Annotated in this window: 24 protein-coding genes; 17 read left to right on the top strand and 7 right to left on the bottom strand. The window is 59.2% G+C overall.

Annotated elements, in window-relative coordinates; translation table 11 throughout:
* Positions 1-194 precede the first annotated feature (194 nt).
* Positions 195-1,358, top strand: coding sequence for a M20 aminoacylase family protein (locus SLH49_RS16095; RefSeq protein ID WP_320270182.1), 1,164 nt, complete (start codon positions 195-197; stop codon positions 1,356-1,358).
* Between the two features lie 94 nt (positions 1,359-1,452).
* On the top strand, positions 1,453-2,046 hold the full coding sequence (locus tag SLH49_RS16100) for a putative glycolipid-binding domain-containing protein (protein ID WP_320270183.1): 594 nt from the start codon (positions 1,453-1,455) through the stop codon (positions 2,044-2,046).
* Between the two features lie 4 nt (positions 2,047-2,050).
* On the opposite strand, the gene moaA is transcribed toward SLH49_RS16100, so the two are convergent.
* Complete coding sequence (gene moaA, locus SLH49_RS16105) at positions 2,051-3,055, bottom strand: GTP 3',8-cyclase MoaA (protein ID WP_320270184.1); 1,005 nt, start codon at positions 3,053-3,055, stop codon at positions 2,051-2,053.
* A gap of 86 nt (positions 3,056-3,141) precedes the next feature.
* On the opposite strand from moaA, the gene SLH49_RS16110 reads away from it, so the two are divergent.
* Complete coding sequence (locus tag SLH49_RS16110) at positions 3,142-3,615, top strand: D-galactarate dehydratase (protein ID WP_320270185.1); 474 nt, start codon at positions 3,142-3,144, stop codon at positions 3,613-3,615.
* 30 nt (positions 3,616-3,645) lie between these two features.
* Here SLH49_RS16110 and SLH49_RS16115 read toward each other — a convergent pair whose 3' ends face one another.
* From SLH49_RS16115 to glmU, 5 genes are all read right to left on the bottom strand, one after another.
* Positions 3,646-3,978, bottom strand: coding sequence for a hypothetical protein (locus SLH49_RS16115; protein ID WP_320270186.1), 333 nt, complete (start codon positions 3,976-3,978; stop codon positions 3,646-3,648).
* 88 nt (positions 3,979-4,066) lie between these two features.
* Positions 4,067-4,753, bottom strand: coding sequence for a DNA alkylation repair protein (locus SLH49_RS16120; protein ID WP_320270187.1), 687 nt, complete (start codon positions 4,751-4,753; stop codon positions 4,067-4,069).
* On the bottom strand, positions 4,750-5,310 hold the full coding sequence (locus tag SLH49_RS16125; protein ID WP_320270188.1) for a GNAT family protein: 561 nt from the start codon (positions 5,308-5,310) through the stop codon (positions 4,750-4,752). Before SLH49_RS16125 ends, SLH49_RS16120 begins: the two co-directional genes overlap by 4 nt.
* The gene (gene glmS, locus SLH49_RS16130) at positions 5,307-7,130 is read right to left on the bottom strand and encodes a glutamine--fructose-6-phosphate transaminase (isomerizing) (RefSeq protein ID WP_320270189.1); all 1,824 of its coding nucleotides are present in this window, start codon (positions 7,128-7,130) and stop codon (positions 5,307-5,309) included. Before glmS ends, SLH49_RS16125 begins: the two co-directional genes overlap by 4 nt.
* Before the next feature lie 3 nt (positions 7,131-7,133).
* Positions 7,134-8,477, bottom strand: coding sequence for a bifunctional UDP-N-acetylglucosamine diphosphorylase/glucosamine-1-phosphate N-acetyltransferase GlmU (glmU, locus tag SLH49_RS16135; RefSeq protein ID WP_320270190.1), 1,344 nt, complete (start codon positions 8,475-8,477; stop codon positions 7,134-7,136).
* A 126-nt stretch (positions 8,478-8,603) separates the two neighbouring features.
* Here glmU and SLH49_RS16140 point away from each other — a divergent pair, with 126 nt between their 5' ends.
* From SLH49_RS16140 to SLH49_RS16205, 14 genes are all read left to right on the top strand, one after another.
* Positions 8,604-9,266 (top strand): HAD-IA family hydrolase, encoded by a 663-nt coding sequence (locus SLH49_RS16140; RefSeq protein ID WP_320270455.1) that lies wholly within the window; start codon positions 8,604-8,606, stop codon positions 9,264-9,266.
* Between the two features lie 38 nt (positions 9,267-9,304).
* Positions 9,305-10,510, top strand: coding sequence for a DegT/DnrJ/EryC1/StrS family aminotransferase (locus SLH49_RS16145; RefSeq protein ID WP_320270191.1), 1,206 nt, complete (start codon positions 9,305-9,307; stop codon positions 10,508-10,510).
* A gap of 1 nt (position 10,511) precedes the next feature.
* Positions 10,512-11,102, top strand: a complete 591-nt coding sequence (locus SLH49_RS16150) for a DUF6434 domain-containing protein (RefSeq protein ID WP_320270192.1) — start codon at positions 10,512-10,514, stop codon at positions 11,100-11,102.
* A 61-nt stretch (positions 11,103-11,163) separates the two neighbouring features.
* Complete coding sequence (locus SLH49_RS16155) at positions 11,164-12,327, top strand: isovaleryl-CoA dehydrogenase (RefSeq protein ID WP_320270193.1); 1,164 nt, start codon at positions 11,164-11,166, stop codon at positions 12,325-12,327.
* Complete coding sequence (locus tag SLH49_RS16160) at positions 12,324-12,818, top strand: lysozyme inhibitor LprI family protein (RefSeq protein ID WP_320270194.1); 495 nt, start codon at positions 12,324-12,326, stop codon at positions 12,816-12,818. Before SLH49_RS16155 ends, SLH49_RS16160 begins: the two co-directional genes overlap by 4 nt.
* A complete protein-coding gene (locus tag SLH49_RS16165; protein WP_320270195.1) occupies positions 12,815-13,108 on the top strand; it encodes a hypothetical protein in 294 nt (97 codons plus the stop codon). The genes SLH49_RS16160 and SLH49_RS16165 overlap by 4 nt, the downstream gene beginning before the upstream one ends.
* Positions 13,105-14,664 (top strand): carboxyl transferase domain-containing protein, encoded by a 1,560-nt coding sequence (locus SLH49_RS16170; RefSeq protein ID WP_320270196.1) that lies wholly within the window; start codon positions 13,105-13,107, stop codon positions 14,662-14,664. Before SLH49_RS16165 ends, SLH49_RS16170 begins: the two co-directional genes overlap by 4 nt.
* Positions 14,665-14,739: 75 nt before the next feature.
* Complete coding sequence (locus SLH49_RS16175) at positions 14,740-15,411, top strand: hypothetical protein (RefSeq protein WP_320270197.1); 672 nt, start codon at positions 14,740-14,742, stop codon at positions 15,409-15,411.
* Between the two features lie 3 nt (positions 15,412-15,414).
* Positions 15,415-17,325 (top strand): acetyl/propionyl/methylcrotonyl-CoA carboxylase subunit alpha, encoded by a 1,911-nt coding sequence (locus SLH49_RS16180; protein ID WP_320270198.1) that lies wholly within the window; start codon positions 15,415-15,417, stop codon positions 17,323-17,325.
* The gene (locus SLH49_RS16185) at positions 17,322-17,972 is read left to right on the top strand and encodes a glutathione S-transferase family protein (RefSeq protein ID WP_320270199.1); all 651 of its coding nucleotides are present in this window, start codon (positions 17,322-17,324) and stop codon (positions 17,970-17,972) included. The genes SLH49_RS16180 and SLH49_RS16185 overlap by 4 nt, the downstream gene beginning before the upstream one ends.
* Positions 17,954-18,829: a hydroxymethylglutaryl-CoA lyase gene (locus tag SLH49_RS16190; protein ID WP_320270200.1), complete on the top strand. Its 876-nt coding sequence runs from the start codon at positions 17,954-17,956 to the stop codon at positions 18,827-18,829. Before SLH49_RS16185 ends, SLH49_RS16190 begins: the two co-directional genes overlap by 19 nt.
* Positions 18,826-19,605, top strand: coding sequence for a crotonase/enoyl-CoA hydratase family protein (locus SLH49_RS16195; protein WP_320270201.1), 780 nt, complete (start codon positions 18,826-18,828; stop codon positions 19,603-19,605). Before SLH49_RS16190 ends, SLH49_RS16195 begins: the two co-directional genes overlap by 4 nt.
* An 82-nt stretch (positions 19,606-19,687) precedes the next feature.
* Complete coding sequence (locus SLH49_RS16200; protein ID WP_320270202.1) at positions 19,688-20,629, top strand: hypothetical protein; 942 nt, start codon at positions 19,688-19,690, stop codon at positions 20,627-20,629.
* Positions 20,630-20,788: 159 nt separating this feature from the next.
* Positions 20,789-21,154 carry an NADH-quinone oxidoreductase subunit A gene (locus SLH49_RS16205; RefSeq protein WP_320238992.1) on the top strand — a complete coding sequence of 122 codons (366 nt, stop codon included), beginning with the start codon at positions 20,789-20,791 and terminating at the stop codon, positions 21,152-21,154.
* Positions 21,155-21,428: 274 nt separating this feature from the next.
* On the opposite strand, the gene SLH49_RS16210 is transcribed toward SLH49_RS16205, so the two are convergent.
* Complete coding sequence (locus tag SLH49_RS16210) at positions 21,429-23,012, bottom strand: phosphate ABC transporter substrate-binding/OmpA family protein (RefSeq protein WP_320270203.1); 1,584 nt, start codon at positions 23,010-23,012, stop codon at positions 21,429-21,431.
* Positions 23,013-23,058 lie beyond the last annotated feature (46 nt).

A 23,058-nucleotide genomic window follows, 5' to 3' on the forward strand; every position in this document is an offset into this window, starting at 1 on the left:
GCTTGTCAGCGGTGACGGCTCAGCTCGGGCCGAACCTTGTTGCAGTACGCGCAAATGTGCGCATGCCGTAACGGCCCGGCTTTTTCGCTTGTCACTCCGCTCCGATGTGTGAAAACTATCGCAGCAAATGTTTTTTAGTTCATAGCTGGGATGAATTGCAGCCAGCGCATATCGCGAAAATTCCGGAGAGACTAATGCCCGTCAAAAACCGTTTTGCAGAGCTTCTGCCAGAGATCACCTCATGGCGCCGCGACCTGCATGAACACCCTGAAATCTTGTTTGAGACGCATCGCACATCAAAAATTGTTGCTGATAAGCTCAACGAATTTGGCTGTGATGAGGTCGTGAGCGGTATCGGGCGCACTGGTGTTGTGGGGGTGATCAAGGGCAAATCCGACACGTCCGGCAAGGTTGTTGGTCTGCGCGCCGACATGGACGCTTTGCCGATCCATGAACAAACGGATGTGCCCTACAAGTCAAAGACTGATGGGGCCATGCATGCCTGCGGGCATGACGGGCACACCGCAATGCTGCTTGGTGCCGCGAAGTATCTGGCCGAGACCCGCAATTTCGACGGCACGGTCGTTGTCATCTTCCAGCCTGCCGAAGAGGGCGGCGGCGGCGGCAAAGAAATGTGTGACGACGGCATGATGGACCGCTGGAACATTCAAGAGGTCTACGGCATGCATAACTGGCCCGGCATGCCCGCCGGTCAATTTGCGATCCGGTCGGGCGCATTCTTCGCCGCGGCTGACCAGTTCGAGATTGAGATCGAAGGCAAGGGCGGTCATGCGGCCAAACCGCAAGAGACAATCGATACGACAGTGGTCGCCAGCCACGTGGTCCTGGCGCTGCAAACCATTGTGTCCCGGAACGCTAATCCCGTCGATCAAGTGGTGGTGTCCGTTACCAGCTTCGAGACATCTTCAAAGGCGCACAACGTCATCCCGCAGCGGGTCAACCTGCGTGGTACGGTGCGCACATTGAACGCTGAGACACGCGACCTTGCCGAAAAACGCCTGACCGATGTTGTGCAGGGCACGGCCGCCACGTTCGGGGCGACAGCAAAGGTTGATTACATCCGAGGCTACCCGGTGATGGTCAACAGCGAGGATCAGACCGAGTTCGCTATCGAAGTGGCCAAATCTGTGTCAGGCAATTGTACGCATGCCCCGCTCGTCATGGGCGGAGAGGACTTCGCCTTCATGCTCGAAGAACGCCCCGGCGCCTACATCCTTGTCGGCAATGGCGACACAGCTTCGGTTCATCATCCGGAGTATAACTTCAACGATGACGCGATTCCAGCTGGGTGCTCATGGTGGGCGGAGATCGTTGAGCAGCGGATGCCGGCGGCCTAATTTACCTAACATAGCAGGGCCCCATTTGTCGGGATTCAGCAAATGGCAGCTTCGGCACATGCAGACACTCTTGTTCGGTTGTTGAGATTTCTCGATGACCGATGATCGGTCGCTGCTTCCCCGCACAGTGCTGTGGCGCCGCATTGACGTCGAAGGACTGGATGCCTGTCACTATGGGCGATCAGAGAGCGGATACGAGATTTCGGGTACGGCGATCTATCTGGAGGGCAACGAACCGGCCAATTTCACCTACCGCATCTCTTGCGGCACAGATTGGTCGAGCAACTCTGCTTGGGTGACCGGACGGCTTGGTGCCACGGAGAAAAACATCAAACTATCGCGAGACGCCAGTGGCGAGTGGGCCTTCAATGATGAGAGCGTTGCCGGCCTCAATGGCCTTCTTGACATCGACCTCGGTTTTACGCCTGCCACTAATACGAATGCGATCAAGCGGCTTGGACTCTCAATTGGTGAGGAAGTCGAAACAACCGCCGTTTGGCTCGATACTGGGGATTGGTGCATCAAGCCGCTGAGGCAGGTTTATCAACGGCTCTCGGACACCGAGTTCGTCTATCGCTCACCGTCACATGACTATTCAGCAAAGCTAACAACCGATGATTTCGGGATCGTTCGCGAGTACCCCGGACTGTGGACGGCTGTATCGCCGCGCGGCAGCTATGCTGGCTAATCGCTCAACCCCCAGTATGCGACATATGGCGGCTGACCTGCCCATCGACCTTTTGGCGCGAATAGTCGAAATCGTGGCCTTTGGGTTTGAGCGCAATTGCAGCGCGGATCGCGTTTTCGAGGTCGATATCGGCCTCTGATCCGCGGAGGGGCGCGCGGAGGTCCGAATGCCCCTCCTGGCCAAGACAGGTGTAGATCTCACCTGTACAGGTGATGCGCACGCGGTTGCAGCTTTCACAGAAATTGTGGCTGAGCGGGGTGATGAACCCGATCTTCTGAGCAGTATCGCCCACGCGGACATAGCGGGCCGGGCCGCCGGTGCGTTCGGGCAGGTCAGTCAGCGTCGAGCGCTCCTCAAGCCGCGCGCGCAAATCCTTGAGCGACCAATACTGATCCAGCCGATCCTCGTTTCCGAGATCGCCCATCGGCATCACTTCGATAAAGGTCAGGTCCATGTCGCGGGATGCGCACCAATCGGTCAGGTCGAACAGCTCATCCTCGTTGAAGCCTTGCAGGGCCACGGTGTTGATCTTGACCCGCATGCCCGCATGTTGCGCGGCATCAATCCCGCGCAAAACCTGTGGCAGGCGGCCCCAACGGGTGATCTGCGCAAACTTTTCCTCATTGAGCGTATCAAGCGAGATGTTGATACGGCGGACACCTGCCGCGTAGAGATCGTCGGCAAACCGCTCCAACTGACTGCCATTCGATGTCAGCGTCAGTTCCTGCAAAGCACCGCTTTCCAGATGCCGCCCCATGCCTTTGAAAAACGTCATGATATCCCGGCGCACCAGCGGTTCCCCCCCGGTGATCCGCAGTTTCTTCACGCCAAGCCGGATGAAGGCCGAACACATCCGGTCAAGCTCTTCCAATGTCAGAAGCTCTTTCTTCGGCAGGAAGGTCATGTTCTCGGACATGCAATAGACGCAGCGAAAATCGCAGCGGTCGGTGACCGAAACGCGCAGATATTCGATATGGCGGGCGAAGGGGTCGATCAAGGGCTGGCTCATGCACATGACATTAGGCACCGGCATCTGGCTGCGCAAGACGCAAGCCGGTCGTTGTCACGCCCTCGTGTGCGACATAAGTTACCGGTATGAGAGCTTTTCTGATCCTTCCCGTCTTGGCCTTGGCCGGGTGCACGTCACCCTCTTTACAAGGCATCTTCGGCACCGAACCTGTGCAGCCAGTGGCCGCGCCCGCGCCGACGCTTGACCCCACACCGCCACCGCCACCGCCAACGACAGCGACGACGGTGGATCAGTTTGATACAACGACACAAGAGGACCGCGACGCGGCAACAGCCGTTGATGAAAGCGACGCAGGCGAGGCATTGGGCACAACCATCGCCTCCCTCGGCTCCCCGACCGATCCGGGAATTTGGCTGGAAACGCCATTGGTCGATGAGCTCACACCGGGCCGCGTGGCCTATCAAGGCACCGAGATTAACATCGAACTCCGCCCCTCAGGCGGCGCGCCGGGTTCTGGCAGCCAAATCAGTCTGGCGGCGATGCGGCTCTTGAATGCACCGCTGACGGGCCTGCCGGAGATTGAGGTGTTTACGCGGTAGGCATGGTTTTCGGCGGTCCGGCTCGTCCTCTCAACTGCCCGCCAGATAGAAGATGGACGTCATAACGACGGCCCATATCGTCGCAAATACACCACCTAAGCTGTAACCAATGCATGTAAAGCTGTCATTGGTCAGCCATCTTAAGAACAGCGGAAATGTAGCCACGTAAAAGAAACTCGGAAAATAGAAAATCAAGCCGAATTTTAGAAAGAGAGCGAACCCCTCCTGCAGCGTGCTGATTACATCCCTTCCCCGATCTGCTGTTGTTAGCAACAGCGCGCAGAACAACAGCAACACGGCAGCATTTATGGCAAAGCAAATAGCGTTTAGCGCCAAATAGAGGTGTCTGCCGCGAAACGTCATAGTGTACTTTGAGACTTTCAAATCGAACGATAACTCGAATTTCACACAATCCGGTGCAAGCATTAATGGGGAAGTGTGGTTATCTCCGTCAGCCTTTCGATAGTTTCCGCGCCGCCTCTGTCACCGCAAACGCCTTCATCCCGTCCGCGTGTTCTGCCAAAAACACCCGCACCTGCTCCGCATCATGTTTGGAGAGTTCCCGCAGCCACCAAGCGATGGCTTTTTGAATGAACCAATCATTGTCGCTGACATAGGACGCGGCCCAGCCGAGAATCCGGTCGCGCGCCGCCAGTTCTTCTGGTTTGGGGTTGTTCTGCTTTGTCCATGGCAGCGTCATGACGAGCGCTGCACGCCGCGTCCACATGTGATCCGACGTTGTCCACGTTTCGACTTCGTCCAACCGGGCGGGATCAGCGACAAGCCGCTTTTGCCCCGCAATGCTTGCATGATCGGCAATCGCCCAAGCGTCAAAGTCGGCGACCCATGAGGTGATCAGGTCCCACGCGCTCTCATCGTCAGGACGGATACGCGCTTGAGTCAGGAGTTTGGCCGCAGCAACGCGCCCCTCATGCGTGTTGCCTTTCCAAAGCCCTTTAGCGAGCGCCAGCCGTGTGTCGAGGTCAATCGCCGCACGCCATTCCTTCACAAGGGCATCGATCTGCGGATTAGAAACACCCAGATAGGGGCGGTCGACTTTGTGGTAACGGTGCATTTCCGCTGCCTTGACCGGGTCGCCCAAAGAGCGCAGGGCTGCGATGGCCTGTTTCGGTGTCATGGCAGTTTTGCGGTCAGATGTGCTTTGACCGATGGCCATTCGGTGGCGATGATTGAATAGACCGCTGTGTCTCGCAACGTTCCGTTTGGCATGATCATGTGGTTGCGCAAGATACCGTCAAGCTGCGCGCCCAGCCGTTCAATCGCTGCTCTGGATTGTCTGTTGAGCCGGTGTGTTCGAAACTCGACAACATTGCACGACAGTTTTTCGAATGCATGGTGCAGCATCAGAAACTTCATTGCTGTGTTCACGGAGGTGCGCTGCACCTCGCGTGAGAGCCAGGTGGCGCCGATTTCCACCCGCCCATTGGTCTGATCGGTATTGCAATAAGTGGTCATGCCGACGGGCCGCCCCTCGGGCAAAAGCACGGCAAAGGGCTGCATGTCCGGTTGGCCAATGCGTTTCGTAATCTCTGCAGGCACGTCCTGCGGTATGCCCGTGTACCACAGATCACCAAGCGAAGCTGCGGCTTCCGCCAAGGCAGGTGCATGTTCCTGATTGAGTGGTTCCAGGCGCACGTATCGGTTTTCGAGCGTGACCGGTGCAGGCCAGGTCATTCGACCGTGACCGATTTTGCAAGGTTGCGAGGTTGGTCCACATCAGTCCCCTTGGCCACGGCAGTATGGTAAGCCAGCAGCTGGGCTGGGACGGCGTAAAGGATCGGGGCCAGAAACGGATCTATGTCGGGCATCAGGATCGTCTCCCAAACGCCGTCGCCAGCTTCCTTCGCGCCTTCACTGTCAGTGATCAACAGGACCTTGCCGCCGCGCGCCATCACCTCTTGCATGTTCGACACGGTCTTGTCGAAAAGCGCGTCTCGCGGCGCCATGACGATGACGGGCACATGTTTGTCAACAAGCGCGATGGGGCCATGTTTCAGCTCGCCAGATGCATAAGCTTCGGCGTGTATATAGCTGATTTCCTTTAGTTTCAGTGCGCCTTCGTGGGCCAGCGGATACATCGCGCCGCGTCCCAGAAACAGGATATCGCGGGCCTCGGCCAGTTTTCGGGACAGGTCAGAGGTTTTGCCCTCGATCCCAAGTGCGAGGTTCAAAAGCCCCGGCAAGCTGCGCAGCGCCTTCAGTTTCTCTGAGAACTCCTCCTCAGAGATTTTCCCGCGTACGCGCGCAGCTTCAAGAACCAAGACGGCCAGGGTCGTCAACTGGCACGTAAAGGCCTTGGTCGAGGCCACGCCGATTTCGGTGCCTGCAAGGATCGGCAGGGCCAAGTCACTTTCGCGGGCGATCGAGCTTTCCGCGACATTGACGACCGAAACGATCTTGTCCGCTTTGCCGTCCATATATCGCAGTGCCGCGAGCGTATCTGCCGTCTCGCCCGATTGGCTGACAAAGACGGCGACTGTGGCGGGGGTGACGGGTGGTTCGCGGTAGCGGAATTCGGAGGCGACATCGACCTCCACCGGCAGGCCCGCGAGCTGCTCAAACCAGTATTTCGCCACCATGCAAGCGAGATATGCCGTCCCGCAGGCGACCATCGTCAGTCGTGAGACATGCGTGAAATCAAGACCGGGCTCCGGTAGTTGCACTGCCGTAGCGTCTGCGTTGATGTAATGCCCAAGGGCGCCTTGCAGCACATTCGGTTGCTCCGCGATTTCCTTGGCCATGAAGTGCTTGTAACCCGCCTTGTCCACCTGCGCGGTGTCGATCTGGATCATTTTGACCGCGCGATTGGCGATGTCGCCGGTGCGGTCGCGGATTTCGACGGAGTTGCGTGTGACAACCGCCCAATCGCCGTCTTCAAGATAGGTGATCCGGTCCGTCATGCCTGCAAGCGCAATTGCATCCGAACCAACAAACATCTCGCCATCGCCGTGGCCGATTGCCAAAGGCGGGCCCATCCGGGCGGCAATCAAGAGATCGTCCTGGCCATCGAACAGAAAACATAGCGCAAATGCCCCTTTTAGTCGTGCAATGGTCTGATCGGCAGCGTCACGCGGGCTCAGCCCTTGATCGATATAGTATTGTGCGACGAGGGCGACCGTCTCTGTATCGGTGTCCGTTTCAAAGCCGATGCCTTTCTCAGCCAAAAAGTCACGCAACTCGCGAAAGTTCTCGATGATGCCGTTATGAACCACTGCAACTGTGCCGGTGCGGTGGGGATGTGCATTTCCGACGCTTGGTGCACCATGGGTGGCCCAGCGGGTATGGCCGATCCCGGCCTTGCCTGGCAGGGGATCGTGGACCAGCAGATCGGACAGATTGATCAGCTTCCCAACCGCACGGCGCCGGTCGAGCCTGTCATTGTTGATCGTCGCGATGCCCGCACTGTCATAGCCGCGATATTCGAGCCGCTTGAGCGCCTCGACCAGAATGGGGGCGACCTCATGGTTTCCCAATACGCCGACGATGCCACACATGGGTTATTCTCCCCTCGCTTTACGCGCTTTGAGTTTTTCGAAGAGCCGGATTGCAAATCCCGGTTTGTTGTCCTGCCTTGCACGCGCCAGAGCCAGATCACCATCGGGCACATTGCGCGTGATGACCGAGCCGCTGCCAGTCATCGCCTGATCGCCCACGGTGACAGGCGCAACAAGCATCGTGTTGGAGCCGATGAAGGCATCCGCGCCGATGGTCGTCTTGTGCTTGAAAACACCGTCATAATTGCAGGTGATCGTGCCCGCCCCGATATTGCTGCGCGCACCGATTTCGGCGTCGCCGATGTAAGTCAGGTGGTTGACCTTGGCGCCTTCATCGATCTGCGCGTTCTTGATTTCGACAAAATTGCCGACCTTCACATCTTCCGCCAGCTCTGCGCCGGGGCGCAGGCGGGCATAGGGGCCGACCACGGCGCCGCGCGCTACGTGGCAGCCTTCAAGATGCGAAAAGGCGCGGATCGTGGCACCGGATTCGACCGTGACACCCGGACCAAAGACGACATTGGGTTCGATCACGCTGTCTCGCCCGATCACGGTGTCATACGCAAAAAAGACCGTTTCGGGGGCCGTCAGCGTCACACCATTGGCCTGCGCAGCGGCGCGGGCCTGCATCTGGAAAAGGCTCTCGGCCCGCGCAAGGCCTGCACGGGAATCCACGCCAAGTGTTTCCGCCTCATCACAGCGGACCACCGTGGCGCTCAGCCCCTTGGCGCGGGCGATACCGACGATATCGGTCAGGTAGTATTCGCCCGCGGCGTTGTCATTGCTCACGGCGTCGATGAGCGTAAAGAGCGTTCGCGCATTCGCCGCGACCACGCCGCTATTGCACAACGTTACCGCGCGCTCTTCTTCTGTTGCGTCCTTGAATTCAACAATGCGGTCCAACTGGTCGTCTTGCATGACGAGGCGGCCATAGCGCGCGGGATCAGCAGCCTCGAAACCAAGCACCACGACATCATGGGTGAGCCGCGCCGCCATCATCGCGGCGAGCGTCTCAGGCCGGATAAAGGGCGTGTCGCCATAAAGGACAATCGCATCGCCGTCGAACTCGGCCAGCGCGTGCTTTGCCTGGGCGACCGCATGGGCGGTGCCAAGCTGTTCGGTCTGGAGCGCTATTTCGGCGGTCTCGTCATATGCTTTGGCCGCCTTGCTCACCGCTTCAGCGCCGTGGCCTGCTACCACAATGGTTTTGGCGGGGTCGAGCGCCGCACCTGATTGCATCGCATGCACCAAAAGCGGCGCTGAGCCGATCTGATGCAGCACTTTGGGCATATCGGAGTTCATGCGGGTGCCCATGCCCGCGCCCAGAATGATCAATGCAACTGCCATGGCTGCCCCTGCCTTTTGTTGTCTCCGACTTCTACTTGGCTTTTTGCGTATCACAAGGGCAGGGGGTTCACATCAGTTTACATGGCGTTACAGAGGGGGCTGGACGCCAAGATGGAAAGGACCCTGATGCGCACCGTGATCTTCGACCTTGATGGAACGCTTGCCGATACAAGCGGCGATCTGATTGCGGCGGCCAATTATTGCTTTCGCGGCCTTGGTCTTGGCGATTTGCTGGACCCTGCGGAGGATGCGGCGACAGCCTTGCGCGGTGGACGCGCGATGCTCAATCTGGGCTTCTCGCGGGTGACAGGGTTCGGGCAGGCTGAGGTTGATGCGCAATACCCGGTGTTGTTGGCCGCCTATGGCGACGCCATCGATACCCACACAACGCTCTATCCCGGTGCGATGGATGCGGTGATGCAGCTAAAGTCTGATGGCTATCGGGTGGGGATCGCAACCAATAAACCCGAAGCGCTGGCCGATGCGCTCCTGCGCAGTCTTGGGGTGCGCGACGAGTTTTCTTCCCTGATCGGGGCAGACACGCTACCGGTCCGCAAACCTGATCCCGAGCATCATTTTGAGGCCGTGCGCCGCGCAGGTGGCGACCCGCGTCAATCGCTCTTGGTGGGCGACACCACGACTGACCGTGAGACTTCCCGCAATGCAGGCGTGCCCTCTGTTCTGGTCACCTTTGGCCCTGGCCGTGAGGATGTGCTGGCGCTTGATCCCGACGCCACGATTGACGGCTATGCCGAATTGCCAGGCGTCGTGGCGCGGTTGATCGGCTAAGGATTGACCTTGCGATATCTCCATCCCACAATCTGCCCATGACAGAGATTTTTACCGGTAGTTTCACCCAGCAGGAACCGATCCCCGGTGAGGGGATCGCCGCAGCCAATGCCGTGATGCAGCACGGACGCCTTCACCGCTACAATACGGTTGGCGACGAGGTGGCCGAGGTCGCCTTGCTTGAGGAAGAGTTTGCCGCGTCCACGGGGGCAAGATACTGCCTTGCTGTTGCATCGGGCGGCTACGCGATGACCACGGCGTTGCGGGCAAGCGGCGTGAAACCGGGGGACCAGGTCCTAACCAATGCGTTCACCTTGGCACCTGTGCCAGGAGCAATTGCCGCTGTCGGTGGCGTGCCGGTTTTCGTTGGCGTGACCGAGGATCTGCTGATTGATCTCGATGATCTGGCCGCGAAGCTGAATCAGGCCAAGGTACTTCTTCTCAGCCATATGCGCGGACATATCTGCGATATGGGCACGCTGATGGCGATGTGCAATGCCGCAGGTGTCACGGTGATCGAGGATTGCGCCCACACGATGGGCGCCGCATGGGACGGCGTGCCCAGCGGGCGTTGGGGCCGTTTTGGCTGCTATTCGACCCAGACTTACAAACATATCAATTCGGGCGAGGGCGGCTTTCTGATTGGTGACGATGCCGAGGATATGGCGCGCGCGATTATGCTCTCTGGCAGCTATATGCTCTTTGAAAAGCATAGGGCGGCCCCCCCGCCAGAGGTGTTTGCGCAGATCAAATATGAGACGCCGAACATCTCGGGCCGCATGGACAATCTCCGCGCAGCGATCCTGCGCCCGCAATTGCGCAATCTCGAAGAGCAGGGCGCGCGCTGGAACGAACGCTATCGCGTCGTCGAGGCGGGGCTCGCCGATACGCCCGGCCTGCGCCTTGTCGACAGGCCAGAGAAGGAACATTTCGTCGCCTCATCCTTCCAGTTCCTGCTGCTCGACTGGACACCGGACGCCGTGGCCGATGTGATCGGACGCTGTGCTGCGAGAGGGGTGGAGCTGAAATGGTTTGGCGGGGCGGAGCCGAAAGGCTTCACATCGCGCTATGACAGCTGGCGCTATGTGCCGTCGGAGCCGATGCCAAACTCGGATCGGGTGCTGGCCGGAATCATCGATATGCGTCTGCCGCTGACATTCAGCCTTGATGATTGCGCGCTGATCGCACGGATCATCCGCGCGGAAGTAGCAGCCGTCTATCAAGGGCAAGCGGCTGCGGAGTAGGATGGCGCAACGGCCAGAGATTGACCTTTGCCCGGATAGTGAGACGTTTCGACGCTGGTATTATCTTAAGGCGGAACTCGTGGCTTACGCGCGCGAACACGGACTCAAAACATCCGGTGGCAAATTCGAGATAGCGGATCGTATTGCCTATTATCTTGACCATGGTGAGCCGCCAGAAGAGCGGAAACGGACTGCAGCGGCTTCGAAATTCGACTGGCATCAGGCGGAGCTGACACCAGAAACCGTGATCACCGACAGCTACAAAAACGGCCAGAACATGCGGCGTTTCATGCAGTCCCATATTTCCGGCTTCAAGTTCTCGATCCCGTTCATGGACTGGATGAAGGCGAATGTGGGCCTGACACTTGCCGATGCCGTCGAGGCTGCGCGACAGATTGACGCCGCGAAAAAGGCAGGGGTGAAACAGCCCGATCAGCCACATAATCAGTACAATGCCTATACTCGCGCCTATTTCTCACAGGTGCCCGGAGGCACGCAGGCAGAGTTGCGCAAGCTCTGGGCGTTGCGTCGCAAACAGCCCGGTCCTTACGTTTTCGACATCGCGGATATGGCCCTGCTTTCAGAAAAATGACTCGACACGGGATGTGCCTGGCGTATATCTGAACGAGCGTTCAATTAATCGGAGCTTCTCTATGTTTCACGCGTCAATGACCTTTGATCTGGGGGATGAGGTCAATGCCTTGCGCGACATGGTCCACAATTGGGCGCAGGACCGGGTCAAGCCGATGTCGGCGGAAATTGACCGGTCCAACACCTTCCCGCCGGAACTCTGGCCCGAAATGGGCGAGTTGGGTCTTTTGGGCGTTACCGTGGACGAAGCGCATGGCGGCGCGGGCATGTCCTACCTCGCGCATACAGTCGCCATTGAAGAAATCGCGCGCGCCAGCGCCTCTGTCTCATTATCCTACGGGGCTCATTCCAATCTTTGCGTCAACCAGATCAAGTTGAACGGAAATGATGAACAAAAGGCAAAATACCTCCCCCGGCTGATTTCCGGCGAACACGTGGGGGCCTTGGCGATGTCCGAGGCAGGCGCGGGGTCTGACGTGGTGTCGATGACCTTGCGCGCCGAAAAGCGCAATGATCACTACCGACTGAACGGCAACAAATACTGGATCACGAACGGCCCTGATGCGGACACGCTGGTGGTCTATGCCAAGACCGACCCCGATGCGGGAGCCAAAGGGATCACCGCCTTTTTGATCGAAAAAGAAATGACGGGCTTCAGCACCAGCCCCCATTTCGACAAGCTGGGCATGCGCGGCTCGAACACCGGTGAGTTGATCTTTGACGATGTGCAGGTCCCGTTTGAGAACGTGCTGGGCGAAGAGGGGAAGGGCGTTCGCGTTCTGATGTCCGGCCTTGATTACGAACGTGTGGTGCTCGCCGGGATCGGCCTTGGCATCATGGCCGCCTGTCTGGACGAGGTGATGCCCTATATCAGCAGTCGCAAACAATTCGGCGAGCCCATCGGAAACTTCCAACTGATGCAGGGCAAGATCGCCGACATGTACACGGCGATGAACTCTGCCCGCGCTTATGTCTATGAGGTCGCGCGGGCCTGTGATCGTGGGACGGTCACGCGACAGGACGCCGCCGCCTGCTGCCTGTATGCTTCCGAAGAGGCGATGAAACAGGCGCATCAAGCCGTCCAAGCCATGGGCGGTGCCGGGTTCCTGAACGACGCGCCCGTCGCCCGCCTCTTCCGCGATGCGAAACTGATGGAGATCGGGGCGGGCACCTCGGAAATCCGCCGCATGCTCGTGGGTCGCGAGATGATGGGGGCGATGGGGTGAGGTGGCTTGCCATCCTGTTGCTGACAGCACCGCAGGCTTTGGCCGCTGATGAGCCATGGCCGTTTTCAGATGTCGTGGCTGCGTGCTATTCACAAGGCAACGCATCGGCAGAGTGCATCGGAGATGCCGCCACGGCGTGCATGGATTCTGATCCCGCTCAGACGCAAACGACTTTGGGCATGATGTTCTGTTTTCTGGGTGAACGCGACGCCTGGGATGTGCTGTTGAACCAGGAATACCAGAAGGCGCGCAATTTTGCGCAATCCATGGATGAACAAGACAGGGAATTCTTCCCCGAATACGCCGTCCGCGACGATCAGGTTCTTGCGGCACAACGTGCCTGGATCGCATTTCGAGATACGAACTGCGCGATGGCCTATGGACTCTGGGGGGCGGGATCAATGCGCCAGATTGCCGGGGCAGAATGTATGATGCGGATGACAGCCGAGCAAACGCTCGCTTTGCGGGTCTATCAAGAGCATTTGCGATGAGGCGTTGGGTCTACTTCCTGCCCGTTGCGGCACTGATCGTTTTCGCTGGCTATCTGGGCCTGCGCAGTGGTGGTATCCCGAACGAGACTGAGATCATCGATCGCTACGCGGCCGCCTACCTTGCAACCGCGCCCAACGGTGCAAGTCTGACAGATTGTTCTGCTACACCACATCCGGACGATGCCATTCGCATGGTCATCAACTGCGCACACCCGAGTGGTATTCTGACCACCTATTATATTGGGCCGCGTGGCGAGGCGCTGCCTGCTCCTCAGGGACCGTCGGCATGACCCGTGCTGCACATGAAGCTGCACTGGCTGATGTGACGGCGGCAGTCGAGGCTGCTGCTTTGGGTGGTGGTGAAAAGGCTCGCGACCGGCATCTCGGCCGCGGCAAGATGTTGCCGCGCGACCGGGTGGCGGGGTTGCTTGATCCAGGTTCTCCTTTCCTCGAAGTGGGGGCCACGGCTGCCCACAGCATGTATGACGGTGCTGCCCCCTGTGCCGGGGTGATTGCGGGCGTCGGGCAGGTCAACGGTGTTGAGGTTATGGTGGTCTGCAACGATGCGACCGTGAAGGGTGGGACCTACTACCCGATGACCGTCAAGAAGCACTTGCGTGCGCAGGAGATTGCGGAGGCCTGTCATATCCCCTGCGTCTATCTCGTCGATAGCGGCGGGGCGAACCTGCCCAATCAGGATGAGGTTTTCCCCGACCGCGATCACTTCGGGCGCATCTTTTACAATCAGGCGCAGATGTCGGCGAAGGGTATTCCGCAGATCGCCGTAGTCATGGGCTCTTGCACGGCGGGCGGGGCTTACGTTCCCGCAATGGCGGATGTGTCGATCATCGTGAAGGAGCAGGGCACGATATTTCTGGCTGGGCCGCCGCTGGTGAAAGCGGCGACAGGCGAGGTTGTCAGTGCCGAAGACTTGGGCGGCGGTGACGTGCATACGCGGCTCTCGGGTGTGGCAGATTATCTGGCCGAGGATGACGCCCATGCGCTGGCGCTGGCTCGGCAGGCGGTCACATCATGTGCCCGGCAGAAAGCATTGGAGATCAAGCGGTTGGCGCCTGAACCTCCTGCCATCGACCCTAATACGATGTTTGACGCGGTCCCCGCCGACCTGCGGACCCCCTATGACATTCGCGAGGTGATCCGACGGATCGTCGACGGCTCGCGCTTTGACGAGTTCAAGGCCAGGTTCGGTGAGACGCTGGTTTGTGGCTTCGCACATATTGATGGCTGGCCGTGTGGGATCATCGCTAATAACGGCGTGTTGTTTTCGGAAAGCGCGCAGAAGGGGGCGCACTTTGTGGAGCTTTGCAGTCAGCGCCGCATTCCGTTGGTTTTCCTGCAAAATATCACCGGCTTTATGGTGGGCCAGAAATACGAAAACGAAGGGATTGCGCGGCATGGGGCCAAGATGGTGACGGCGGTGGCCACTACATCCGTGCCCAAGATCACGATGGTCGTGGGTGGTTCCTTCGGGGCCGGGAATTATGGCATGGCAGGAAGGGCTTACAGCCCGCATTTCATGTGGTCGTGGCCGACATCCCGCATTTCCGTGATGGGCGGTGAGCAGGCGGCTGGTGTGCTCGCAACGGTGAAACGCGATGCGATTGAGCGTGGTGGCGGAGACTGGTCGGCGGAGGAGGAAGCCACCTTCAAACAGCCCACCATCGATATGTTTAATGAGCAATCCCACCCGCTTTACGCATCCGCCCGGCTGTGGGACGACGGCATCATCGACCCCCGCAAATCGCGCGAGGTGCTGGCACTGTCATTGTCGGCAGCGCTGAATGCACCGATCAAAGAGACACGCTTTGGCGTGTTCCGGATGTGATGCAGCAGCCATGCGCAACTCATGCAGAAACCATGCGCATGATTTATGTACTTGGCTGCCGCAGCGGAGGTGCAGATGCGCGGGATTAAAGACCGGATTTGGGAGCAATTGCCAAACGTCAAGATGCCAACGCTTGGCAAAAACATCGATATTCCGGTCTATGTGATCCATAACAGCGCAGACCCAGAAGACTATTTCTTCATCTTCGATTTTGAACAATTCGTGGAACGCTCCCGGTCGGGGATGTTCGTGCGTCCGAGGCTGAAAGTCTGGGCCGGGCGGAACGATTTTGGACGCAGCGCGTTTGCCCGGCAATTCCGCGAAAGTTTCGCCGCCGAGTTTGACGCCGCGCGGCAGGCGCTGGCCGCAGGTGGGGGCAAGAAAAACGGATGGTTCAGCTGGAGCCTTGGAAAGGAACTTCTAGGCGGTGCATTGAGCGGTTTTGTGGCCAATTTGGTACTGCTTGTGGCGATGTCGGCGGGCAAGCTGGTCTGGTCCGCGCTGCCCTTGCCGGGGTTTCTGCGTGAGAAAAGCGATGGTGAAAAGCTGGAAAACAGCATCGCCGAGACGCAAGGCAAGGTCGATCAGGCCTTGGCGGGAATGAAGGTGACGTTGCATCGCGAGCTTTATGAGCACGCGCGCAAATTTGGCCCCGTATCCCAGCGGGATATGGATTGCGATGCCTGGCCGTTGCCTGACTTTGTGGCTCAGCATCTGAATAACGGGACATCAACATCATGGTGGTAGGCAATGTTTGACAAAATTCTGATTGCCAATCGGGGTGAGATTGCATGTCGCGTCATCCAGACGGCCCGCTCAATGGGTGTACGGACAGTGGCGGTCTACTCGGATGCCGATGCGGATGCGCTGCATGTGCAGCAAGCCGATGAGGCCATCAGGTTAGGACCCGCCCCCGTGGCCGAAAGCTACTTGCGCGGCGACTTGATCGTTCAGGCAGCGTTGGAGACGGGTGCACAGGCGATCCATCCCGGGTATGGGTTTCTGTCGGAAAACCCGGACTTCGTGGAAGCTGTGGAGGCAGCGGGGCTGACCTTTATCGGGCCATCCGCCAAAGCCATCCGTGCAATGGGTCTCAAAGACGCCGCCAAGGCGCTGATGGAGCAGGCCAGGGTGCCCGTGGTGCCTGGCTATCACGGCGAAAACCAGGACCCAGCTTCTTTGTCCAAAAAAGCTGAAGCGATTGGTTACCCCGTGCTGATCAAAGCCGTCGCGGGGGGCGGCGGTAAGGGTATGCGGTTAGTTGAGGGGCCGAAAAATTTTCTGGAAAACTTGTCCTCTGCTCAGGCCGAGGCGCGCACGGCCTTTGGCAACCCGGATGTGCTGATCGAGAAATACATCCAAAGCCCGCGCCATATCGAAGTGCAGATCTTTGGTGACGGGACAGATGCGGTGCATCTTTTTGAACGCGATTGCTCGCTCCAGCGGCGCCATCAGAAAGTGATCGAGGAAGCGCCCGCGCCGGGCATGACGGACGCGATGCGTCAGGCCATGGGCGATGCTGCCGTGCGTGCCGCCAAGGCCATCGGTTATTCGGGCGCGGGTACTGTCGAGTTCATTGTCGACGGGTCAGAGGGGCTGCGCCTGGACGGTTTCTGGTTCATGGAGATGAACACGCGCCTTCAGGTTGAGCACCCGGTGACCGAGGCGATCACCGGTGTTGATTTGGTGGAATGGCAGCTGCGGGTGGCAGCGGGAGAGCCGCTCCCCGCACGGCAGCAGGACTTGTCAATCAACGGGCACGCGTTTGAGGCCCGGCTTTATGCCGAAGACGTGCCCGCAGGATTTCTGCCTGCAACGGGCGTGATTGATTATCTGAGTTTCCCCGACGATGCCCGGATTGACAGTGGGGTGACAGCAGGGTCCGAGATTTCGCCGTGGTACGACCCGATGATCGCGAAAGTCACCGTGCATGGGCCGGACCGGGCGAGCGCTTTGCGGTCACTCTCGGCAGCGCTGGATGCCACGCAGGTCGCAGGTACGGTCACGAACGTGAGTTTCCTGCGTAAGCTTTCACGTGAGCCTGGATTTGTTGCCGGTGACGTGGATACCGGCCTCATTGCGCGCGAAGAAGCGCTGCTTTGCGCAAAGGATCAGCCCACGTCGCGCGATATTGCCGTAGCAGCTGCCACGGCAGCGGATATCGGGCAGGGGCCGCTGGTGGGGTTCAGTCTTTGGGCGCCGCTTCAGCGTGACATTGTGCTGGCCATTGACGGTGATATGCAGGTCGCGCGCCTCACGGTTCATGATGACAGCCGCATCGACGTGCAAATCGGCGGTGAGATCACGACACTCACGCGGCGAGGCTCCGATTGGGGCATGCCGGCTGTTCGCCATGGCGACAGGATCACAGTTTTTGGCGCACAGACGCTAACCTTTGATGTTGTCGACCCGCTGGATCGCGGCGGGGTCGTGATGGGCGGCGATACGGTGCTGGCGCCGATGCCCGGGCTTGTGCGCGATGTGGCGGTCGCCGCCGGACAAGCCGTATCTGAAGGCGACCGGATCGCCGTGCTGGAGGCGATGAAGATGGAACATGTGCTGCGCGCGCCGCGCGATGGTATTGTCGCCTCCGTGTCAGTCGCGACAGGGGATCAGGTGACAGCAGGCGCACTCATGGTCGCATTGGAGGAGGCGTCATGATCCGGCTGCATCACTGTCACCAGACCCGGTCAATGCGTAGTCTGTGGCTGCTTTACGAGATTGGCGTGGATTTCGAACTGCAGGTCTATCCATTCGACAAGACGCTGCGCGAGGAGCCTTACAGGTCGCTCAATCCGACCGGCCGGGTGCCGACGCTGGAGATTGACGGGCTGACACTGACCGAAAGTGGCGCGATTGCCGAATATCTGTGCGAACGCTTTCCCGAAGCGGGCCTCGGGCGAGAGCCGGGCCACAAAGAGCGCGGCGCCTGGCTCAACTGGATCCATTTCGCCGAGACGATCAGCCAGCATACTGCCGCGCTGACCCAGCAGCATGTGGCGCTTTACGAAGATCACATGCGCTCGCCCATCGTGATGCAGTTGGAGGCGAAACGGTTGGCCAAGACCTTGGCGACTGTCGAGGCCGGTTTGGCCAATGACTTTCTGTCGTCATTCTTTTCCGCAGCTGATGTCGGGGTGGGGCAGGCGGTCTACATGGCGGGGCATTTCGTGAAACTGGAGCAGTTTCCGAAGCTTTCAGCCTGGTTTGACCGGATAACCGCCCGCCCCGCCTATCAAAAGGCCCTGCCGGAGGGCGCGGCCCTTTATGCCAAGGACTTCTACCCTCCATGGGAGATCCCCGCGTGACCGACTTTGTCCGCATTCACGAGGTCGGGCCACGCGACGGATTGCAGAACGAAAAGGGGGTCATCCCGGTCGCCGACAAAGTCGCGCTGATCGATTTGCTGAGCCGCTCTGGTTTGCGCGATATCGAAGTGGGTAGCTTTGTGAGCCCGAAATGGGTGCCGCAGATGGCTGATACGGATCAGGTATTGACGCGCCTGACCCCCGCGCCGGGCGTGCGCTATGCTGTGCTGATCCCCAATATGCGCGGCTGGGAAGGCTTTATTGCCGCGCGTGTGCCGGAAGTCACCTACGAGGTGGCCGTGTTCATTTCCGCCTCCGAAGGGTTCTCGCAAAGCAATCTGAATTGCTCCATCGCAGAGGCGGTGGCGCGGCTGACGCCGGTTGTCCGGGCCGCGCTGGCTGCCGATGTCACTGTGCGCGGCTACGTTTCTTGCGTGACCGATTGCCCGTTTGACGGGCCGGTCGCCCCTGATGCCGTGGCGCGGGCCTGTCACATGCTGCTGGACGTCGCGCCAATGCAATTGTCACTGGGCGATACCATCGGCAAAGGCACACCTGAAACAGTGGGGCGCATGCTGGACACGGTGCTTAAAGACGTGCCTGCGTCGGGCTTGGCGGGGCATTTTCACGATACCGGCGGGCAGGCGCTCGCCAATATCGAGGTGTCCTTAGACAAAGGTCTGCGTGCTTTTGACAGCGCAGTCGGGGGGCTGGGCGGCTGCCCCTATGCGCCCGGTGCCCCGGGGAATGTCGCAACCGAGGCTGTTTTGGACCTCGTTCATGGGCTTGGTTTTGAAACGGGTGTCGATCCCGACATTATCGTGCAGGCGGCTGTATTGGCACGGGGAATGCGATGATTGATCTTACTGTCGATGACCGGGGTGTGGCGACGCTGGCGCTGGCCCGACCCGACAAACACAACGCGCTATCGCAGGCCCTGATCGATGCTTTGCGCGAAGCGGCTAATCAGATTGCAGGCAATCGGGACATCCGGGTGGTCGTGCTGGCCGGGCAAGGGCCATCATTCTGCGCTGGGGGCGATCTGAACTGGATGCGCGATCAGATGGCGGGCGATGCGGCGATGAAACGCGCCGCCGCCCGCTCCATCGCGGGTATGCTCGGTGCGCTCAACACCCTGCCGCAACCGCTTATTGGCAAAATCCACGGAAACGCCTTTGGCGGTGGTGTGGGTATGGCCTGCGTCTGCGACGTGGCCATTGCCCCCGATCATGTGAAGTTCGGGCTGACCGAAACCAAATTGGGGCTGATCCCGGCCACCATCGGGCCCTACGTGCTGGCGCGCATGGGCGAGGCCAATGCGCGGCGCGTGTTCATGTCAGGTCGCATCTTCGGCGCGCAGGAGGCCGTCGATCTGGGTATTCTCGCCAAGACCGTCTCAGCCGACGCGCTTGATGCAGCGATTGAGGCGGAGGTCACGCCCTATCTGGCCTGCGCTCCGGGAGCGGTTGCGGCGGCCAAAGCCTTTGCGCGATCCTTGGGGCCCGTCATCGATCAGGAAACAGTAGACCGGTCCATCGATGCATTGATCGCTCAATGGAATTCCGAGGAAGCCGCAGAAGGCATCGCGGCCTTCTTTGAAAAGCGTGCTGCGGCTTGGAACCCTACGTTATAAGGGCTTCATAAGGCTTTCGTCAGATTTCCGTCTCACTTTAGACCCATTCGCCCCGTTAAGTCTTCTTAACGAGGAGAGACCGATGCTGTTTGAATGGCCCACACCTGATCAGATGTTGTACCGCGTGATGCGGTTGCGACGCCTTGTGGCCTTGGCCATTGCAATTCCGGTGGGCGTGATGCTGATCGGTGCAGCAATTGATCCCGCGTTTCTCGCAGCTGACCGGGCGACGTTGGGCGCGTTGGCCGTCGCTGTGATGGTCGTGGGGCATGTGATGCTGTTTCCGAATGTGCCGACGGAGACGTTGAGCCTTTCGATTGGTGTGACCGGCCTTGTGCTGGCTGCCCCCTGGATCAAATCGCTGGCTTGGATGGCCCCTGCGGAAAACGCCTCTGCAGCCTATACCATTCTGGTGGGGCTCGCCCTGTTGGGCGCGGGTGGGGTCATGGCGCTGTCCAAGGCGCTGTTGTCGATGCTGGTCTATGCCGGTCCTGCCATCAAGTTGCGTGTAAAGGCGTCAATGGATCTGCCCTGCTCAACTTCGGTCGCGCGGCGTCAGTTTGCATTGCAGCCTGCCACGCGTCGTGGCCGCATCCTGTGCGGTGTGGCTGATAGCGATGGTCTTTTTGACGTGGCGATTGTTGCACCCCAAGTGGCCGACCCTGACAATCCTGATCAGCCTTTCGTGGCGCGTCTTGCGGCCAAAGTGCTGCATTCGGACGAGACCAGCCATCAGGTCATGCTGGTGCTAGGGGACGGTCAGGTGGCTGCCACTTCACAGACATTCACCGCAACGGATGAGGGCTGCCGGGTCGAGATGGTTGAGATGCCGGGAGACTTCACATTGGGCATGCATGCGATGTATTGGCTCACCGACCAGCAGGCCGACAATATGACGGAATGCGCCGACACGATCCTGTCAGAGCCTGCGCGCGCTAACGGCCTTTCGCATGGTGTCTCTCTCTTGTCCCTGGCAGGTGCCGTCCTGTCGCCACGCGCGCCGGTCGCCGACCGGGCGAAGTAAAGCGCGCCAATTCCCCACAACAAATGCAAACGTCTGCTGCGTATCTCTCCGCATCAGGTGTCAAATAGACAGCTAGCCGACGCCGTGACTTGGTTGACGCTCCAAAGGCCTGCAGCTATGCACCTTGCAGCCATATCACACGAGTGAAGGGACGCCCAAGTGCAAGAGATGTTGTCTGAGTATCTGCCGATCATGATCTTTCTCGGGCTGGCAATTGCACTGGGGCTGATCCTGATACTCGCTGCGGCCATTGTCGCCGTGCGCAACCCCGATCCAGAGAAAGTTTCGGCCTACGAATGCGGGTTCAACGCGTTCGACGATGCGCGGATGAAGTTCGACGTGCGCTTTTACCTGGTCTCGATCCTCTTCATCATTTTTGACCTCGAGGTGGCGTTTCTTTTCCCCTGGGCCGTAGCTTTCCAAGAGGTTAGCATGGTCGGTTTCTGGTCAATGATGGTCTTTCTCGCCGTTCTGACGGTTGGATTTGCCTACGAATGGAAGAAGGGCGCGCTTGAGTGGGAATAGTCCTCGGGGTGTTTTGATCTCTTGTCTGGTGGGGCAAGAGGCGGCTAAAGGCGGGCGCTGCACCTGAGATACCTAGAAAGCGCTGACAATTTTTTTCGAAGGAGATTTCGCCAGACTTCTCAAAAAATCTGGCGCGCCTGTGGCGCTTCTACCCGGCGTTTTTTGTACTCTTTGCGCGACGGCCTGCGCACAAGTTTGCGGCTCAGTTGCTGAAACGAAAAACGCCCGCAGCAAGGTTGCTGCGAGCGCCTATTTTTCGTTAGAAAGTAGCGGCTTAAGTGGGCGAGTTGATCCACACTTCCACGCGGCGGTTGATCCGGCGGCCCTGGTCGGTCTCGTTGCAGCCAGATGGCGCCACTTCGCCGTAACCGACTGAGCGCAGGTTGACACTGGACAACCGGTTGCCAGCAGTGCCCACAACCTCGGCAGCCACCTGGGCGGCGCGGCGCTCGGCCAGGTTCAGATTGCTGTCAAAGCGACCGACACTGTCAGTGAAGCCGACAAACAGAACCTCTGTGCCCGCAGGTTGCTCCGCGAGGTAGGAAATCAGGCGCTCCTTGTCGACATTGGCCCGTTCATCCAGCTCTGACGAGCCGGTGCGGAACCGGAAGGTGGTCGACAGGCGGTCAAAGTCGCGCATCTGGCCCAGCATCCGCTGTGCGGTTTGCTGCTCAAGCTGGCCGCCGGGTGTACTGCGAAGTGCAACACCGCGCACGTCGGTTGGAGATTGCTCCTTGCGGTTCACGCGGAAGCCGATGAAACCGGCCTTACGCAGGACACCGTCCACCTCGTCAGAGGTCGCGAAATCTACGAAGTCGCCAACATTGTCATTTTCCGTGTCGCCGCGTGTATAGAGGTAGAGCCGACGTTGCAGCGCATATTCTTCGGTCTGTGCCGAGAATGCGTCGGGTACCATGGTGATCCCACACTGGTTCACGATGTTGATGGTGTTCGCACCACGCTGGAACGCATAACCGACGACACCAATCGCGCCGGGATTTTCGTTCACGAATTGCGCCACGGCGTTACTGCTTGGAACAATTTCAGCACTCGGGGTGAGGCTAATATCCGCGCTGCCGAAGAAGCTGCTTTCAAACGCGTCCTGGCGGTTTGAGCCGACGATATTGCGCAGCACCACCTGAACCGGCAGGTCAGGTCCACCAAGCTGGGCCCAGTTTGAAACCGCACCACTATAGATGCCAAAGAGCTGACGCACATCCAGCGTGCTGATCGGGTTATCGGGGTGGACGACGACAATCAGGCTGTCAACGGCCAAAATATGTTCCTGCGAGGGCGATAGCATATCGCCCGCACCGGCGTCGCGGAGGGCGCTGACTTCCTGCGGGACGAGACGGCGTGACGTCATTGCCACGTCAGATTCGCCTGACAGAAGATCCGAGATCCCGGCGGAAGCGCTGGAGCCGGTCACCTGAATACTGGCAAGATCATCGCCAAAGCCCTGATCGCCAACAAGTTTTGCCACAAATTGGCCGGGCACAGCGGTGTTACCAATGTCAGCTGCCGCGTCTTTCGAACCGGCAAAACCTTCAACCAACAAAGGCATCAGACCGGCACCGATTTCCTCGGACCCTGAAATGGCCAGGTCCACGTCGGCCACGCTCAGGTCAGGGCAGGCGGCGCCGCTGCAAATCACGCGGTTGGCTTGAACCCTTAGTGGTCCCAACAGGGTTTGGATTGTATAAGTGTTGTTCTCAAAGCTCAGCAGGTCGCCGGTCATGTTGACGGTACCGTCGCTTGAACGCAGCGTGACCTCTTGCGCCAGTGCGCTGCCTGCCATGCCTGCAATCGCAGTTGCTGCGACCATCCCAAGCCAACGGGCGTTTCTAGGGTTTCTCATAATACTTTGGCCTCCATTATATCCCATAATCGCGATCGCGGACCGA

The organism is Cognatiyoonia sp. IB215446, from assembly GCF_033963825.1.
In the GTDB taxonomy this organism is placed as follows: Bacteria; Pseudomonadota; Alphaproteobacteria; order Rhodobacterales; family Rhodobacteraceae; genus Yoonia.